The 17,114-nt window shown below is 64.6% G+C and carries 13 protein-coding genes and 1 tRNA gene; 5 read left to right on the top strand and 9 right to left on the bottom strand.

All coding sequences use genetic code 11. From position 1 onward, the window contains the following. Nucleotides 1–4: 4 nt before the first annotated feature. From AB3X98_RS06430 to gloB, 6 genes are all read right to left on the bottom strand, one after another. Nucleotides 5–466, bottom strand: coding sequence for a DUF4149 domain-containing protein (locus tag AB3X98_RS06430; protein ID WP_342945987.1), 462 nt, complete (start codon nt 464–466; stop codon nt 5–7). Between the two features lie 87 nt (nt 467–553). Continuing rightward, nucleotides 554–1,030 carry a transcription elongation factor GreA gene (gene greA, locus AB3X98_RS06435; protein WP_042261359.1) on the bottom strand — a complete coding sequence of 159 codons (477 nt, stop codon included), beginning with the start codon at nt 1,028–1,030 and terminating at the stop codon, nt 554–556. 217 nt (nt 1,031–1,247) lie between these two features. Then, nucleotides 1,248–4,502 (bottom strand): carbamoyl-phosphate synthase large subunit, encoded by a 3,255-nt coding sequence (carB, locus tag AB3X98_RS06440; protein WP_368604864.1) that lies wholly within the window; start codon nt 4,500–4,502, stop codon nt 1,248–1,250. Between the two features lie 144 nt (nt 4,503–4,646). Beyond that, the gene (gene carA, locus AB3X98_RS06445) at nt 4,647–5,786 is read right to left on the bottom strand and encodes a glutamine-hydrolyzing carbamoyl-phosphate synthase small subunit (RefSeq protein ID WP_368604863.1); all 1,140 of its coding nucleotides are present in this window, start codon (nt 5,784–5,786) and stop codon (nt 4,647–4,649) included. Nucleotides 5,787–6,375: 589 nt separating this feature from the next. Then, nucleotides 6,376–8,019 carry a transglycosylase SLT domain-containing protein gene (locus tag AB3X98_RS06450; protein WP_368604862.1) on the bottom strand — a complete coding sequence of 548 codons (1,644 nt, stop codon included), beginning with the start codon at nt 8,017–8,019 and terminating at the stop codon, nt 6,376–6,378. Nucleotides 8,020–8,173: 154 nt separating this feature from the next. Then, on the bottom strand, nt 8,174–9,010 hold the full coding sequence (gloB, locus tag AB3X98_RS06455; protein WP_368604861.1) for a hydroxyacylglutathione hydrolase: 837 nt from the start codon (nt 9,008–9,010) through the stop codon (nt 8,174–8,176). A 20-nt stretch (nt 9,011–9,030) separates the two neighbouring features. On the opposite strand from gloB, the gene AB3X98_RS06460 reads away from it, so the two are divergent. The 4 genes from AB3X98_RS06460 (at nt 9,031) to AB3X98_RS06475 (ending at nt 11,298) form a co-directional block, all read left to right on the top strand. After that, nucleotides 9,031–9,924, top strand: coding sequence for a class I SAM-dependent methyltransferase (locus tag AB3X98_RS06460; RefSeq protein ID WP_069262547.1), 894 nt, complete (start codon nt 9,031–9,033; stop codon nt 9,922–9,924). Beyond that, complete coding sequence (gene rnhA / locus AB3X98_RS06465) at nt 9,921–10,370, top strand: ribonuclease HI (protein ID WP_069262548.1); 450 nt, start codon at nt 9,921–9,923, stop codon at nt 10,368–10,370. Before AB3X98_RS06460 ends, rnhA begins: the two co-directional genes overlap by 4 nt. 58 nt (nt 10,371–10,428) lie before the next feature. Continuing rightward, nucleotides 10,429–11,175: a DNA polymerase III subunit epsilon gene (gene dnaQ / locus AB3X98_RS06470; protein ID WP_069262549.1), complete on the top strand. Its 747-nt coding sequence runs from the start codon at nt 10,429–10,431 to the stop codon at nt 11,173–11,175. Between the two features lie 48 nt (nt 11,176–11,223). Further along, nucleotides 11,224–11,298 (top strand) — tRNA-Val (locus AB3X98_RS06475). Between the two features lie 132 nt (nt 11,299–11,430). On the opposite strand, the gene AB3X98_RS06480 is transcribed toward AB3X98_RS06475, so the two are convergent. The 3 genes from AB3X98_RS06480 to AB3X98_RS06490 form a co-directional block, all read right to left on the bottom strand. Further along, entirely contained in the window at nt 11,431–11,895 is a 465-nt protein-coding gene (locus tag AB3X98_RS06480; RefSeq protein WP_069262550.1) for a DUF2214 family protein, read from the bottom strand. A gap of 91 nt (nt 11,896–11,986) precedes the next feature. Further along, entirely contained in the window at nt 11,987–12,958 is a 972-nt protein-coding gene (locus AB3X98_RS06485; RefSeq protein ID WP_368604860.1) for a hypothetical protein, read from the bottom strand. A gap of 385 nt (nt 12,959–13,343) precedes the next feature. Further along, nucleotides 13,344–14,408, bottom strand: coding sequence for a glycosyltransferase family 4 protein (locus tag AB3X98_RS06490; protein WP_069262552.1), 1,065 nt, complete (start codon nt 14,406–14,408; stop codon nt 13,344–13,346). Between the two features lie 779 nt (nt 14,409–15,187). Here AB3X98_RS06490 and AB3X98_RS06495 point away from each other — a divergent pair. Next, nucleotides 15,188–17,023 (top strand): ABC transporter ATP-binding protein, encoded by a 1,836-nt coding sequence (locus AB3X98_RS06495; protein ID WP_368604859.1) that lies wholly within the window; start codon nt 15,188–15,190, stop codon nt 17,021–17,023. Nucleotides 17,024–17,114 lie beyond the last annotated feature (91 nt).

Below are 17,114 nucleotides of genomic sequence, written 5' to 3' on the forward strand. Positions count from 1 at the left end.
GTTTTCAGTGCGGAGCGGTTTCCATGCGCCGCGGCAGCATGCCGCGCGCCGAAGGCAGCAGCCAAACGAGCCACGCACCCAGCAGGCTCTGCACGAGATAGAACAGGCTCGACACGCCGTGCAGCAAGCCGAAGCGGCTCGCATACGGCGAACTGGCCACGTCCATGCCCGCGCTCATCGCCTGAACGCGCAACGCGTTCATGAACGGCTGCAGCGCGAAATAGCCGATCAGCACGCACAGCAGCATGGCGGCCAGAATCCAGCGCAGCCGGCGATAGCCCAACGCGCCGCGGCGCACGAGCACGCTCGAGAGCCCGAGCAGCAGCAGCCCGCACACCACGCCGATCAGACCTTCGAGGCGAAACAGCTGCGCGGCGAGTTCGCCCGCCACCGGCCTGTCGAGCGACGCGAACAGGACGGGGGCGACCGCATAGCCGATGGTCAGCTGACTGCCGACCCACAGCATGGCGAGCAGCCCGAAGAGGCGGTGCGCAACGAGCGAAACGGGAGTGGCGGAACCCACGTGGCTTGCAGTACTCACGTCGACGCGCCCTCAGACGTAGCGGACCTCGATGACCTCGTATTCGCGCACGCCGCCGGGGGCCTGCACTTCGGCGACGTCGCCTTCGGACTTGCCGATCAGCGCACGGGCGATGGGCGAGCTGACCGAGATCAGGCCGTGCTCGAGATCGGCTTCATCGTCGCCGACGATCTGGTAGGTCACCGTCTTGCCCGAATCGAGGTCTTCGAGATCCACGGTCGAGCCGAACACCACGCGGCCGTCTGCTTCGAGCGTGGCCGGGTCGATGATCTGCGCGGCCGCCAGTTTCGACTCGATCTCGGCGATGCGGCCTTCGATGAAGCCCTGCTTTTCCTTTGCGGCGTCGTATTCCGCGTTTTCCGACAGATCGCCCTGCGCGCGCGCTTCCGCGATCGAATTGATGACCGCCGGACGCTCGACGGACTTGAGGCGCTGCAACTCTCCGCGGAGTTGGTCTGCACCGCGCTTGGTCAAGGGAATCGTGCTCATAAACAACTCGTACGGCCCAAAAGGGCCTAAAGGAGACCGCGCCACGCACGCTTGTCGCGCACGTTGCGGCCATAAAAAAATTCCGCGGTTAAGTGCATCCCGCGAGGGCGACTGCGCGGTCTGGCGCAGCCTGAAACCCTGTTGGGACGCCGCTTAACCGCGGCACATTCAGCTTTTGTAGCCTGCCTCGTCGAACGTTAGACAGACAATGGAAGCCTTAGTTTAGGCGAGCATGGAGGCCTTGTAAATCATAGACTTCCAGGTTCTTCAGGTAGCGCAGACCCTCGACGGCCGCACGGGCGCCCGACATCGTCGTGTAGTACGTGACCTTGTTGGCCTGCGCGCTCATGCGGATCGAACGCGAATCGGCGATCGCGGAGCGGGTTTCGTCGACCGTCGTGAACACGAGCGAAATCTCGCCATTCTTGATCATGTCGACGATGTGCGGACGGCCGTCCTTCACCTTGTTCACGACCTTCACCGGCACACCGGCCGCCTCGATCGCGGCAGCGGTGCCGCGCGTGGCGACGATCGGGTAGCCGAGTTCGTGCAACATGCGCGCGACTTCGACAGCCTTGGGCTTGTCGGCGTCCATCACGGTGATGAAGACGGTGCCCGACTCCGGCAGGCGCGAGCCTGCTGCGAGCTGCGACTTGAAGAGCGCTTCACCGAAGGTCTTGCCCACGCCCATCACTTCGCCCGTGGAACGCATTTCCGGTCCGAGCACCGGGTCGACGGTCGGGAACTTGATGAACGGGAACACCGCTTCCTTCACGCTGAAGTACGGCGGCACGACTTCCTTCGTCACGCCCTGCTCCGCCAGCTTCTGGCCGACCATCGCGCGCGCCGCGATCTTCGCGAGCGGCAGGCTGGTCGCCTTCGAGACGTATGGCACAGTACGCGAAGCGCGGGGGTTCACTTCCAGCACGTAGATGATGTCCTTCTTCGAACCGTCATCCTGCGGCACTTGCTGGATTGCGAACTGCACGTTCATCAGGCCGACCACGTTCAGCGCCTTGGCCATCGCGGCAGTTTGACGCTTCAGTTCGGCGACCGTTTCCTGCGACAGCGAGTACGGCGGCAGCGAGCAGGCCGAGTCGCCCGAGTGCACGCCTGCCTGTTCGATGTGTTCCATGACGCCGCCGATGAACACGTCCGTGCCATCGGAGATGCAATCCACATCGCATTCGATCGCGTCGTTCAGGAAGCGGTCGAGCAGCACCGGCGAGTCGTTCGACACCTTCACGGCCTCGCGCATGTAGCGCTCGAGGTCGCGCGGCTCGTGGACGATTTCCATGGCGCGGCCGCCCAGCACGTACGACGGACGCACGACGAGCGGGTAGCCGATTTCGTCGGCGAGCTTGAGCGCTTCGTCTTCGGCGCGTGCCGTGCGGTTCGGCGGCTGGCGCAGGTTCAGGTCCTGCAGCAGCTTCTGAAAGCGCTCGCGGTCCTCCGCGGCGTCGATCATGTCCGGCGACGTGCCGACGATGGGCACGCCGTTCGCCTCGAGGTCGAGCGCGAGCTTCAGCGGCGTCTGGCCGCCGTACTGCACGATCACGCCAACCGGCTTTTCCAGGTCCACGACTTCGAGCACGTCTTCGAGCGTGAGCGGCTCGAAGTACAGACGGTCGGACGTGTCGTAGTCGGTCGAGACGGTCTCGGGGTTGCAGTTGACCATGATCGTTTCGTAGCCGTCTTCGCGCATCGCGAGCGCGGCGTGCACGCAGCAGTAGTCGAACTCGATACCCTGGCCGATCCGGTTCGGGCCGCCGCCCAGCACCATGATCTTCTTGTTGGCGGTCGGGTTGGCCTCGCACTCTTCCTCATAGGTCGAGTACATGTAGGCGGTCTTCGTGGCGAACTCGGCCGCGCAGGTGTCAACGCGCTTGTAGACCGGGCGCACGTTCAGCTCGATACGACGCTTGCGCACGTCCGCGGCGTTGCTGCCCAGCAGCTTCGCGAGACGGCGATCCGAGAAACCGCTTTGCTTGAGGTAACGCAGCTCGTCCTTCGAGAGACTTTCGAGCGTGCGGCCCTTGCATGCCTCTTCCTTCTTGACGATCTCTTCGATCTGCGCGAGGAACCATGGGTCGATCGCGGTCTCTTCGAAGATCTCTTCGCGCGTCATGCCCACGCGGAACGCGTCGCCCACGTACCAGATGCGGTCCGGACCGGCTTCGCCGATCTCGCGGATGATCTCGTCGCGGCTCGTGGTCTTTTCGTCCAGACCGTCGACGCCGACTTCGAGGCCGCGCAGCGCCTTCTGGAACGACTCCTGGAACGTGCGGCCGATCGCCATGACTTCGCCCACCGACTTCATCTGCGTGGTGAGGCGCGGGTCGGCTTCGCGGAACTTCTCGAACGCGAAACGCGGAATCTTCGTGACGACGTAGTCGATGGTCGGCTCGAACGAAGCCGGCGTCTGACCGCCCGTGATTTCGTTCTTGAGCTCGTCGAGCGTATAGCCCACGGCCAGCTTGGCCGCGACCTTGGCGATCGGGAAGCCCGTGGCCTTCGAAGCCAGCGCCGACGAACGCGACACGCGCGGGTTCATTTCGATCACGATCATGCGGCCCGTGCGCGGGTCGATCGAGAACTGGACGTTCGAGCCGCCCGTATCCACGCCGATCTCGCGCAGCACCGCCAGCGAGGCGTCGCGCAGGATCTGGTATTCCTTGTCGGTGAGCGTTTGCGCCGGCGCGACCGTGATCGAGTCGCCGGTGTGGATGCCCATCGGGTCGAGGTTTTCGATCGAGCAGACGATGATGCAGTTGTCCGCCTTGTCGCGGACCACTTCCATCTCATATTCCTTCCAGCCGAGCAGCGATTCTTCGATCAGCAGTTCGCGCGTGGGCGAGAGGTCGAGGCCGCGCTTGCAGATCTCTTCGAACTCTTCACGGTTGTAGGCAATGCCGCCGCCGGAACCGCCGAGCGTGAACGACGGACGGATCACGACGGGGTAGCCGCCCGAGCCGGTGGCTTCGGCGATTTCGCCTTGCACCTTGAGCGCCTCTTCCATCGAGTGCGCGACGCCCGACTTCGCCGAACCAAGGCCGATCTTCGTCATCGCGTCCTTGAACTTCTGGCGGTCTTCGGCCTTGTCGATGGCTTCCGGCGACGCGCCGATCAGCTCGACGTTGTACTTCGCAAGCACGCCGTGGTGGTGCAGGTCGAGCGCGCAGTTCAGCGCGGTCTGGCCGCCCATCGTCGGCAGGATCGCGTCCGGGCGCTCCTTCTCGATGATGCGCTCCACCACTTCCCACGTGATCGGCTCGATGTACGTGACGTCGGCCGTGTTCGGGTCGGTCATGATCGTCGCCGGATTGCTGTTGACGAGGATGACCTTGTAGCCTTCTTCACGCAGCGCCTTGCATGCCTGCGCGCCCGAATAGTCGAACTCGCACGCCTGGCCGATGATGATCGGACCCGCGCCGATGATGAGAATGCTCTTGATGTCTGTCCGCTTGGGCATAACGCTCTCGCTAAATATTCCTGTGTCTTTTACGTCTGGCGGCTCGCGGGTGACTCAGCTTGCCGCCCGGGTGCGCGCGTGGGCCGTCGTTCTTCGAACCGGCTCGCTGCGCACCCTGCTCTGCTTTTGCGCTCGATGCGGCGCTTACGCCGCCTTGGCCTTGTCCATCAGCGCCGTGAAGCGGTCGAACAGATAGCCGATGTCCTGCGGGCCCGGCGACGCTTCCGGGTGGCCCTGGAAGCAGAACGCGGGCTTGTCGGTCAGCTCGAAGCCTTGCAGCGTGCCGTCGAACAGCGAAACGTGCGTGACGCGCGTGTTGGCCGGCAGCGTGCCGGCGTCCACCGCGAAGCCGTGGTTCTGCGACGTGATGACGACACGACCGTCGGCCAGATCCTTCACCGGATGGTTCGCGCCGTGGTGGCCCGTTTTCATCTTCATGGTCTTCGCGCCCACGGCGAGGCCCATGATCTGGTGGCCGAGGCAGATGCCGAAGGTCGGGATGCCGCGCTCGATGAAGGCTTGCGTCGCCTTGATCGCGTAGTCGCAGGGTTCCGGGTCGCCGGGGCCGTTCGAAAGGAACACGCCGTCCGGGTTCAGTGCGAAGGCATCTTCAGCCGTCGCTTGCGCCGGCAGCACTGTGACGTCGCAGCCGCGCTCGGCCAGCATGCGCAGGATGTTCTGCTTCACGCCGTAATCGAACGCCACGACCTTGTACTTCGGCGCCGATTGCGTGCGGTAGCCTTCACCCAGACGCCATTCGGTGGTGTTCCACTTGTACGGCTCGTCGGTCGAGACGACCTTCGCGAGGTCCATGCCCGCGAGGCCCGGGAACGAGCGCGCGAGTTCGATGGCCTTCGCTTCGTCGTCGGAGCCTGCGAGGATCGCGCCGTTCTGCGCGCCCTTGTCGCGCAGGATACGCGTGAGCTTGCGCGTATCGATGCCGGCGATGGCGACTACGCCTTCGTCCTTCAGATACTGGCCGAGCGTGCGCTCCATGCGGAAGTTCGAGGCGAGCACAGGCAGGTCGCGGATGATCAGACCGGCGGCATGGACTTTCGTGGCTTCGACGTCTTCGGCGTTGACGCCGACGTTGCCGATATGCGGATACGTGAGGGTGACGATCTGGCGAGCGTAGCTCGGGTCAGTCAGGATTTCCTGATAACCGGTGATGGCCGTGTTAAACACGACTTCACCGATCGTATGACCCGGCGCGCCGATCGAGTAACCACGAAAGACCGTGCCGTCGGCGAGCGCGAGCAGAGCGGGAGAGAATGACGGCAACACGGGAGACTCCTTGGGGGAGCACCCTGTGCCGACCTGTTATCCGACGTTGCGATCTTGCGACCTGTGGGAGCGGCTGCGGCGTCGGCACCCCTTTCCGTGAGGATCAGGATGCGCGCGCGGCTCGCTCGCTTGCGCGACTCTTCGTGCGGTCGACCGTTGTGGCGCCGGGCCACGAGCGCGCGTTTGTGACGCAGGATCGGGCGGCAGCCGGCCAGTTGACGATGAAGCGCGGGCGGCGGATGAACGGATGGGAGGAGGTAGGCGCTAGGGTGCGGGTTGATAAGCTCAAACCTTGAAATTATAGCGCGAAAGTCACCTTTCCTTCAAATTTCAGGATGACGCTGGCGACGGGGAGCGTGCTCGCGGCCCGGTGCATGGCCCTTTCCACTATAGCGGGCGGGGGCGCAGCGGCAAGCGTTGCCCGCACGGCGCCGCACCGAATCACGCCCTTTATGTTTGGGACCCGCCAATGAAAACGCCGCCACCTGGCGGGGTGACGGCGTCAAACACAACAAAAACGGAAAAGTGATCGGAGCGAAATACCATGCGCTGCCCCCGCAACGCATGTTTGAGCACCCTTCGCCAGCCGCTATTTTGTATGGTGTTTCTGCGTGTGGGTGTCGGCCTTCGGGCGGCTCGCCGTACCCTTCGACGCCTTGCTGGGCGCAGCGCTGACCGTCCTGGCCTTGACAGGTTCAGAAACCTTGACGACTTCGGTGCGCGCGCGACCGTGCTTCTTATCGTATCGCGACTTCGACCCGGTGTCTGCAACGCGGGTGCCAATTCGCTGCACTCCACCACTAGAAACGTTCGTTGCCAGACGCTCCGGTCCCGGCTCGCTCGGCATCGCCTTGTTGACCGGTACGTGCAAAACCAGCACCTGGCCGGGCGCGACGTAGTCGCGGCGGGTCTTGTTCCACGCCTTCAACTGGCCGAGCGACACGCCATAGCGGCTCGCCACGGCTTCCATTGACTGCTTGCGGCGTACGCGGATCAGCATCTTGCGCGTGTCGGGTACGTCCGGCTCCATGGCCAGCACGGCGCTTTCCGCCACGTCGGCGCTGATGTCCTCGTCGTCGCCGTCGTCGGTGCGCGGCACCACGAGCGTCGAGCCCGCCTTCAGGCGCATGCCCGCCGGAATCTTGTTCACCGACATCAGCGTATCGGCGTCCACGCCGATCTTCTGCGCAATCGCCGCAGGCGTGGTGCGCGAGTCGGTCGTGTAGACGGTCCACGACGAAAGCTGACCGGAATAGGCCTTCAGGTTGCGCTCGAACGCGCTCGCGTTGTCGAACGGCAGCAGGATCTGCGGGTCGGTCGCGCCAAGAATCACGGGCTTCTTGAACGACGGGTTGAGCGAGCGGAACTCGTCGGTCGTCATGTTCGCGAGCTTGGCGGCGACGTCCACGTCGATGTCGTGCCAGGTCGTGACCGTGACGAAATACGGGTGGTTCGGAATGGATGGCAGCGTGAGCCCGTACTGCTGCGGGTTCATCACGATGTTCTTGACCGCCTGAAGCTTCGGCACGTAGTTACGTGTTTCGCTGGGCATGCGCAAGCTTTGATAGTCGGTCGGCAAGCCCGCCGCCTCGTTGCGCGCGATGGCGCGCTGCACGTTGCCCTCGCCCCAGTTGTAGGCGGCCAGCGCGAGATACCAGTCGCCGAACATGTCGTGCAGGCGCGAGAGATAGTCGAGCGCGGCGCTGGTGGAGGCCAGCACGTCGCGGCGCTCGTCCTGCCACATGTTCTGCTTGAGGTTGTAGGTGCGCCCCGTGCCCGGCACGAACTGCCACATGCCGGCGGCCTTCGCGACCGACAGCGCCTGCGGGTTATAGGCGGACTCGATGAACGGCAGCAGCGCGAGCTCGGTAGGCATGTGACGCGCCTCGAGCTCTTCGACGATGTGATAGAGGTACTTCTGCGAACGCTCGGTCATGCGCGCGACGTAGTCCGGCCGCTGGGCGTACCAGTTGGCGTTCATGTCGACGAGGTCGCTCTGCAGGTCGGGCATCTGGAAGCCGCGGCGAATGCGTCCCCAGAGGTCGGCGTCGGGGCTCGTCAACTGATCGACGGAGCCTTGATCGACGTTAATGGTTTCTTTCGCAGCGGAGGTCTTACGAATGAGGTCGGCGTTGGCCTGGGCGTTGGCTGGTGCTTGAGAACTCGCAGACGGTCCCCCGCTCGCACAGGCGGCGAGCATGAGGACCAGCAGCGCACTGATTATGAATCGCATGAAAATCTACATCCGCATGGCTGGAATTTGCAGCCGATAGTACGGAACGTGCCGGTTTCCGTCAATCGGAATTAATGGAAAAAAAGCCATGAAATCCGCAGCTTGGGCGTGATTCCATACGATTGGGTTGAGCATGCCCCCTGGCCCGGCTGGGTCAGCGGAACCGATTCTTCCATTCACGCATCATTGCGAAAGCCGCCAGCCGGTCCGGCACCGATTCGTGCAGCGCCTCTGAGAGCGCGGCTTGCACCGCCGCATCGCCCGCGCGCAGGAAAGGATTGACGGCGCGCTCGTGCGCGATCGTCGTAGGCAGAGTCGGCACGCCGCGCTCGCGCAGCGCCGCCGCCTCGCGGCTCCAGTCGAGCAGATCGCCGTTTTCGGGATCGCAGGCGAGCGCGAAGCGAATGTTCGACAACGTGTACTCGTGTGCGCAATGCACATGGGTATTGCCGGGCAGCGCCGCGAGTGCGTCGAGCGAGTCGAGCATCTGCGCGGGCGTACCCTCGAAGAGGCGGCCGCAGCCGCAGGCAAAGAGCGTGTCGCCGCAGAACACGTGAGGTGTGCCGGTGGCATCGGCCGCCTGGAAATACGCAATATGGCCACGCGTATGGCCAGGCACATCGATCACCGTCAGGTCGAGCGCGGGTGCATCCAGATGGACGGCGTCGCCACCCTTCACGCGCGTGACGAATCCATCGAGCGAGCCGAGCGCCTCGCCGGCCGGGCCGTAGACGGGCACGCGTGCGTCGGCGAGCAAGTCGGCCACACCGCCGACATGGTCGTTGTGGTGATGGGTGAGTAAAATAGCGACGAGCCGCCAGCCGCGCATCGCGAGGTACGCGCGAACCGGAGCGGCGTCGCCCGGATCGACGGCAACGGCATTCCGGCCGTCCGAAACGACCCAGATGTAATTGTCTTCAAAAGCCGGAACCGGTACGTACTCGTAGGCGCACGTATCGCTCGAACGCGCGTACTCAAGCGGACTCTTCATGGGGCGACGTATTCTTCGACATGTCTGACCGATTGATTATAGACTGGCCCGCCTGGACCGCCTCGCCCGCTGGCAGGTATGTGCTCGGCTGGGAGCAGGAGCAGCTCGACCGCGTGGTGTCGAACATATTCGGCTACCATGCGCTGCAGCTCGGCCTGCCGCAGCTCGACGCCCTGCGCGAGAACCGCATGTCGTGCCGCGGCCTCGTGCTCGACGCCGCCAGTGCTGCAAGCGCACCCTACTCCGTACCCGGCGCGTCGGCCCATTCCCACCCGAACGGCGGGCAAACTCCGCCCGAGGCAGGCGGCGCAACAGCGGACCGCACGCCGGCTGCGGGCGGCGGTTCGTTGCTTCACGCGCCCGCGGGCCGCAGCACTGTCTGGTGCGACTTTCTCGATCTGCCGTTCGAGGCGCAGAGCGTCGACCTCATCGTGATGCCGCACACGCTCGAATTCACGAGCGACCCGCACCGTCTGCTGCGCGAAGCCGAACGTGTGCTGATGCCCGAAGGGCAGCTGCTGATCGTCGGGTTCAACTCGCTTTCACTGTGGGGTGCGCGCCAGTCGGTCGGCAAGCTGACCGGCCATCCGTTCCTGCCCGCGCGCCAGGACCTGATCGCGTTCACGCGTCTGAAAGACTGGATCAAGCTGCTGGGCTTCGAGCTTGAACGCGGGCGCTTCGGCTGCTATCGTCCGCCGCTCGCGACGGACCAGTGGCTCGGCCGCTACGGCTTCATGGAAGCCGCCGGCGACCGCTGGTGGCCGATTTTCGGCGCTATCTATATGGTGACGGCGATCAAGCGCGTGCGCGGCATGCGCCTCGTCGGCCCATTGAAGGTCAAGAAGCCGGTGCTGGCCGCGAGCCTGAAGCCCGCGGCGACCACCCCCTCCCCAACACGCAACAAGGACTCATGAGCACACCCGACTTCGTCGAAATCTTCACGGACGGCGCCTGCAAGGGCAACCCCGGCCCCGGCGGCTGGGGCGCGCTGCTGCGCTTCGGCGCGCAGGAAAAGGAACTGTTCGGCGGCGAGGCCGGCACGACCAACAACCGCATGGAGCTGATGGCGGTGATCGCCGCACTCGACGCGCTCAAGCGCCCGTGCAAGGTGATCGTGCATACCGACTCGCAGTACGTGCAAAAAGGCATCAGCGAGTGGATTCACGGCTGGAAGAAGAAGAACTGGATGACGGCCGCTAAAACGCCGGTCAAGAACGACGACCTCTGGAAGCGTCTGGACTCGCTCGTCGCCCAGCACGAGATCGAGTGGCGCTGGGTGAAGGGTCACGCCGGCCACCCGGAGAACGAGCGCGCCGACGCGCTCGCGAACCGCGGCGTCGCCACCCTCGCGGAACTCTGAGACCGCTGCTTTCCAGGACCGCTTCGCGGCAGCCTCACGCTTTCACGCCTTACAAGACATGCGCCAGATCATTCTCGATACCGAAACCACCGGCCTGAACGCCCGCACGGGCGACCGCATCATCGAAATCGGCTGCGTCGAGCTGGTGAACCGCCGGCTCACCGGCAACAACCTGCACTTCTACGTGAACCCGGAGCGTGACAGCGACCCGGGCGCACTCGCCGTGCACGGCCTCACGACCGAGTTCCTCTCCGACAAGCCGAAGTTCGCCGAAGTCGCGGACGAGATCCTCGACTTCATTCGCGGCGCGGACATCATCATCCACAACGCGCCGTTCGACATCGGCTTTCTCGACGCCGAACTCGCGCTACTCGGCAAGCCGGGATTCAAGGAGCACTGTGGCGAGGTGATCGACACGCTCGTGCAGGCCAAGCAGATCTTCCCGGGCAAGCGCAACTCGCTCGACGCCCTGTGCGACCGCTTCGGCATCAGCAACGCGCACCGCACGCTGCACGGCGCGCTGCTCGACTCGGAACTGCTCGCCGAGGTGTACCTCGCGATGACGCGCGGCCAGGAAAGCCTCGTCATCGACATGCTGGGCGAGCACGCCGCGCCCGGTGCGGCCGCCGCGCCGCGCATCCAGCTCGAGTCGATCGATCTGCCGGTGATCATGGCGAGCGACGAAGAAATCGCCGAACACAACGCCGTGCTCGACGGTCTCGACACGGCGATCAAGGGGACGTCGGTTTGGCGCACCGAGCCGGCTCCCGCCGAAGCCAATGCGGCCGATGCGCAAAATGCTTAAAAAGGGCTTTACAAGATCGAAAACACCCTGCATAATTTCAATCTCTTCGGGTGGTTAGCTCAGCGGTAGAGCACTGCCTTCACACGGCAGGGGTCACTGGTTCGATCCCAGTACTACCCACCAGAATTCCTGGTGTTGGTAACGACAAGCACCGAAGAATAAAGGCCTCGTTGCGAAAGCAACGAGGCCTTTTGCTTTGGGCTTCGGCATTGCGCGAAACATCCGGTCGGCGCGTTTCACTGTCAGCAATCCGAATCAAACAATCGAAGGATCTAGACCGATGCCGCGCGCCATGCCCGTGGCCGCGAATACCATCACGACAAGCATGAGCGTCTGCCATCTGCCGATAAGTGCGTATTTCGCCGCGCCGGTGAGATCCGGCACGTCGCCGCGCCGCACGGCGAGCCTCCAGCGCAGCAGCGCCATCATGGGTGCGATTTCGAGCAGAAGGATCAGCACGAGCGCGGCCATCTTTACGAGAAAGAGCGGCTCGTGGATGTAGTACTCAGCGCCTTTCTCGAAACCGCCGAACGCACGCATTGCGCCAGTCACGATCAGGACGACCGCCGAGCCGCCCCAGCCGTTGTCGGCGCTGAAGATCATCGGCAGGTCTTCGGTCGACGTGCAGCGGCGCAGGCCGCGCGTGCGCCGCAGGATCGAAGCGAGCGCAAAGCCGAAGGCGAGCAAATGAACGGCGGCGAGCAACCAGCGTATCAGCATTGCAACTCCTTCCGGTGGACGACAGGAACGGCAAGCAATGGTAAAGCGGCGAGAACGCGGACGTCGCGCAACGCGGCCGGGCCACGGGCCGTCAGACCTGCTTGAGCGCGGTGTCGAGGGCGCGTGCAGCGGTGCGGTCGCCTTCGGAGGCGAGCCCCAAGCGAAACACAGTCTGACGGTTATGGCCCGCCGCAGCGGGCGAATCCCAGAGCAACTCGATCTTCGCGCGGCGCGCGGGCTTGCCCGCAGGCGCTGCAGCAGAGGATGCCGATGCCGGCCGCTGCGCAGCGGGCGCGCCCGGCTCAGGCGTGGCCGCAGACTGGCCGGCCCCCAGCGTTGCAGTGGTATCCGCGGCATGCGCAGCATCCGAAACAGCAGCCGGTTCGGCGACGCCACCCGCGGGCGCAGGATCGCCGGTCTGCGGCGGCGCGGGCAAGAGCGCGGGCCCGGACGCAACGGCCCCGCCCTGCGCCGCACCGCAGAGCCAGCGCACCGACAACTCGCGGGCATCGTACTGGCCTACCTTACGGCTCTCCCGCCAGACGACCGTCGTGCGCGTCGCAGCATCGATCGAAACGGCGAAGCGCCCGATCGCGAAGCGCCGCGCGGCGAAGTTGCTGCGCCAGAGCGCGCGCGGCCGGCAGATCCAGACCACGGCGGCATAGAGCGCGGGGGCGGCAACCAGCCAGCCGTTGGTGTCGGCCACGGCGTGGAAGGTGCGACGCCAGCCGGCGGTCCAGACGAACACGCCGATCGAGCCGATTGCGAACAAGAGGCCGAGCACGCCGAAAAATCGCAGCGCCTGACGCAGCCACTGGGGCAGCGGGTGAAACGGCCGCTCGACGCGCGCCTTGGCGCCCGGCAGCACGATCAGCAAAAACAGGAAGACGAGATTCAGGCTTGCCGCCGGCGACGACGCCATGCCTTCGAGCGCGGCGACGAAGTTCATTTGCGCCATGGAGTGCAACCAGCGCGCGAGGATCACGAGCCCGATCGCGCGCAGCGCGAAAAGCGTCCCGGCACCGGGTACGGTGGCCGTGGGCGTCGGTCGGGTTCTGGCCAAGGGTATTCTCCTCTGTCGACCAGAGTTGACGCTTTAGCGTCTTACTCTGGTCCCATGCATAGCTGTCGACCAGAGTTGACGCTTTAGCGTCTTACTCTGGTCCCATGCAAAGCTGTCGACCAGAGTTGACGATTTAGCGTCTTACTCCGGTCCCATGCAAAGCTGTCGACCGGAGTTGGCGCTTTAGCGTCTTACTCCGGTCCCATGCAAAGCACGCTTTCGTGGGCGCTGCGGATTTTACGGCACGGCCATTATAGGGACATTGAGCGTGCGCCTCACCCGCCGCCGCCGCGAATGTGACAACGCCCCGGCGCATTGCACCGGGGCGTTGGGGAACAGCGGGAAAACCGGGCGCGCCGCAGCGCGTCCAGTTTCGGTACGTAGCTTAGCCGGCGTTGACTTCGCGCAGCACGGTGCGATGCTTCTGGCGCAGCAGTTCTTCGTACACGGCCACGTAATTGCGTGCCATCACCTTCGACGAGAAGCGTGCCTCGAACGCGGCGCGCACCTTCTCGCGCGGCAGCGTCGACAGGCGCTTGACCGCCGCGACTGCGCTGATTTCGTCCTCGACGACGAAGCCCGACACGCCGTTCTCGATGACTTCCGGCACCGAGCCGCGCTTGAACGCGATGACCGGCGTACCGCAGGCCATGGCTTCGATCATGACGAGGCCGAAGGGCTCCGGCCAGTCGATCGGGAACACCAGGGCATGCGCATTGCCGAGGAACTCGCGCTTTTCGTGCTCGCCGATTTCGCCGATGTACTCGACATGCGGCAACGCCATCAGCGGCTTGATGACTTCTTCGTAGTAGGCGCGGTCGGCCTTGTCGATCTTGGCGGCGACCTTGAGCTTCATGCCCGCCTGGCCGGCGATGCGGATCGCCCGGTCAAGACCCTTCTCCGGCGAAACGCGGCCGAGGAATGCGAGGTAGCCGGGCTCGACGTTCGGAATCGGCGTGAGCACGTCTTCCGGCAGGCCGTGGTACACGGTCTGCTGCCAGTTGGCCTGCTGCAGCGGAATACGCTGATTGTCCGAGATCGACACCACCGGCACGTCGTTGAACGCATTGAACACCGGCTGCAGTTCCGGCAGGTCCAGACGGCCGTGCATGGTCGTGACGAACGGCACCGGCTGGCGCTGGAACAGCGAGAACGGGTAGTAGTCGATGTGGAAGTGCAGCACGTCGAACTCGTCCGCGCGGCGGCGAACTTCTTCGAGCAGCAGCATGTGCGGAGCCATCACGTCGCGAATCGTGGGGTCGAGGCGCAGTGCCTGCGGCCAGAACGCTTCGAGCTTTGCCGAGGTGATCGAATCGCCGCTGGCGAACAGCGTGACATCGTGGCCCTGTTCGACCAGCGCTTCGGTCAGGTAGGAGACCACCCGTTCCGTGCCGCCGTACAGCTTGGGAGGAACCGCCTCGTGCAACGGAGCGATTTGAGCGATTCGCATAGTGGTGAACTCCTTCCTCGTAATAAATCGGGCAATAGACTGCAAGTTTGACAATCGACCTATGCAGGCTGCGGCTTCCTTGTCGCCACGCGCCTTACAGGCGTTCCATACCGCTAACCGCGCCGGAAATCCGGACACAGACCCGACGCAGTTGTGAAGCGGCAAGAGAGCGCACACGCGGCGGTTCAGGCGGTAAACGCGCAGGGTTCGCGGCCGTTGACACAGAAGCTGTCAAATTCCCTACGCTGTCCGAGTCGGCATTATCCCGGTCCAGGGTAAATACCGGCTAGATCATTTCAAAGTCTTTACGTTGTTACACACCGGAAACACTCCGCAACCCATTGTTTTCCAAGAGAGTTCTAGATTGGGTGCTGCGCTGCGGGAAGCAACTGCGCGCGATTGTCGCGGCTCTTGTGCGCATGAATCGATCCTGCTCGTTTCCGGGTTCGCAACCGGCCGACAGCGTGTTGCGAGCAAGCACACCGCTTTTCCGAATGCAATCGGTAATTCTATCTCTAAAACACCTATCTCTAAAACGATCCACGATTCCTGTTGAACCTCCACTGCAACAACGTGTCCCCAATCTGTATCCCGCGCTATCGTGTCGCGATATGATGCGCGTCCGCCGGGCACAGGCGGTGCGCCAGGCCCATGGGGTGTTTACAATGCGGTAAGTCCGCCTTCGTTGCCGCGCGCCGGAAGCCGTTCATCGCCGGAGCGCCCGCTATCTTCCTTGAACTTGCACGGACGAAATTCCGTCAGACCGACCACCCGATCAATTGGAACATCTGACTCCCGCTCAGCGTAACGCCCACAACGCCAAGCTCGCGAGCTATGCGCGGCGCCCGCTCGCGTTCCTTTTCCGCTACATCAAGCGCCATCCGTTCGCCCATACTGTCGTGCTCGCGAGCGTGTTCGCGGCCGTCGGCTGCGCGCTTGCGTCGCAGTACGCCATCAAGCATCTGATCGACGTGCTCGGAGCGGGACGCCACCATCCGGGCCCGCTGTGGACCGCGTTCGCCATCCTCGTCGGCCTGATCGCCGCCGACAACCTGCTCTGGCGGGTCGGCGGCTGGTTCGCAGCGCACACCTTCGTCGCCGTGACGGGCGACCTGCGGCGCGATCTCTTTCAGTATCTGACCGGGCACTCGCCCACTTACTACGCCGAAAAACAGCCCGGCACGCTCGCCAGCCGCATCACGGCGACGTCGAACGCCGTCTACACGGCCGAGAACACCACCGCCTGGAACGTGCTGCCGCCCTGCATCGCCGTGGCCGGCGCGATCGTCATGATCATCGTCGTGAACCCGCTGATGGCGGCGGGCCTCCTGCTCTGCTCTGCGATCCTTTCGGTGATCCTCTTCAAGCTGGCTGGGCGCGGCTCGTCGCGCCACCACACCTTCGCCTCGAAAGCGGCCGCGGTGGATGGCGAGCTCGTCGACGTGATCGGCAACATGGCGCTCGTGCGCGCCTTCGGTATGACGTTCCGCGAGCAAAAGCGCTTCGGCTCGACGGTCAAGGCCGAACTCGACGCGCGACGCTCGAGCCTGCTCTATCTCGAAAAGCTGCGTCTGCTGCACGCCGTGATCACGGCCATGCTGTCCGCCGGCCTGCTCGGCTGGGCGCTGTGGCTGTGGGATCAGGGCAAGGCGACGTCGGGCGACATCGTGCTGGTCAGCTCGCTCGGCTTCACGATCCTGCACGGCACGCGCGATCTGGCCGTGGCGCTCGTGGACGTGACCCAGCATGTGGCACGCCTCGCCGAGGCCGTGCAGACGCTGCTGGAGCCGCACGGCATGCCCGACCGGGACGACGCCAAGGAGCTCGTGGCCCAGGGCGGCCGCGTCGAATTCGAGGGCGTGACCTTCGCGTATCCGCACCGCAAGCCGATCCTCGACCATTTCGACCTGCGCATCGAGGCCGGCCAGCGCGTGGGGCTGATCGGCAAATCGGGCGCAGGCAAGACGACGGTGCTCGCGCTGCTGCAGCACTTCTACGACACCCAGGGCGGCGCCATCAAGATCGACGGCCAGGACATTGCGCACGTTACGCAGGACACCCTGCGCCACGCCATCGCGCTCGTGCCGCAGGACATCTCGCTGCTGCACCGCTCGATCTACGAAAACATCGCCTACGGCCGCCCCGAGGCGAGCCGCGAGGAAGTGCTCGCCGCGGCCCGCGAGGCGCGCTGCGCCGAATTCATCGAGGCGATGCCCGAGGGTTACGACACGATCGTGGGCGACCGCGGCGTGAAGCTGTCGGGCGGCCAGCGCCAGCGCATCGCGATCGCGCGCGCCATTCTCAAGAATTCGCCGATCCTGCTGCTCGACGAGGCCACCTCGGCGCTCGACAGCGCGTCCGAAGAGGCCATCCAGCAGGCGCTCGACCGGCTGATGGTGGGCCGCACGGTGATCGCGATCGCGCACCGCCTCTCCACGCTCAACAACTTCGACCGCATCATCGTGATGAGTGCGGGCAAGGTGATCGACGACGGCAGTCCGGAAGAACTGCGCAACCGTCCGGGTCTCTACCGCGACCTCCTCGCCAAGCAGTACGGCAAGCAGGCCACGCTCCATCTGGGCAGCAAGAAGGCCGACGAAAAGCACGTGGCCTGACGCCACCCCGCCTGCGGGCGCATCGCCCGCTGGTCTTGCCCCAGACTCCCGGACGCAAAAAAGCCGCTTCAGTGCATCGACTGAAGCGGCT

It is taken from the genome of Paraburkholderia sp. BR14312, assembly GCF_040948675.1.
In the GTDB taxonomy this organism is placed as follows: domain Bacteria; phylum Pseudomonadota; class Gammaproteobacteria; order Burkholderiales; family Burkholderiaceae; genus Paraburkholderia; species Paraburkholderia nodosa_A.

Excerpts from the sequence above, each read along its gene's own strand:
- gloB (WP_368604861.1), bottom strand. The coding sequence starts at position 9,010 with ATGAAGAGTCCGCTTGAGTACGCGCGTTCGAGCGATACGTGCGCCTAC.
- AB3X98_RS06480 (WP_069262550.1), bottom strand. The coding sequence starts at position 11,895 with ATGCTGATACGCTGGTTGCTCGCCGCCGTTCATTTGCTCGCCTTCGGC.
- AB3X98_RS06450 (WP_368604862.1), bottom strand. The coding sequence starts at position 8,019 with ATGCGATTCATAATCAGTGCGCTGCTGGTCCTCATGCTCGCCGCCTGT.
- rnhA (WP_069262548.1), top strand. The coding sequence starts at position 9,921 with ATGAGCACACCCGACTTCGTCGAAATCTTCACGGACGGCGCCTGCAAG.
- AB3X98_RS06430 (WP_342945987.1), bottom strand. The coding sequence starts at position 466 with ATGCTGTGGGTCGGCAGTCAGCTGACCATCGGCTATGCGGTCGCCCCC.
- AB3X98_RS06490 (WP_069262552.1), bottom strand. The coding sequence starts at position 14,408 with ATGCGAATCGCTCAAATCGCTCCGTTGCACGAGGCGGTTCCTCCCAAG.
- dnaQ (WP_069262549.1), top strand. The coding sequence starts at position 10,429 with ATGCGCCAGATCATTCTCGATACCGAAACCACCGGCCTGAACGCCCGC.
- greA (WP_042261359.1), bottom strand. The coding sequence starts at position 1,030 with ATGAGCACGATTCCCTTGACCAAGCGCGGTGCAGACCAACTCCGCGGA.
- carB (WP_368604864.1), bottom strand. The coding sequence starts at position 4,502 with ATGCCCAAGCGGACAGACATCAAGAGCATTCTCATCATCGGCGCGGGT.
- AB3X98_RS06460 (WP_069262547.1), top strand. The coding sequence starts at position 9,031 with ATGTCTGACCGATTGATTATAGACTGGCCCGCCTGGACCGCCTCGCCC.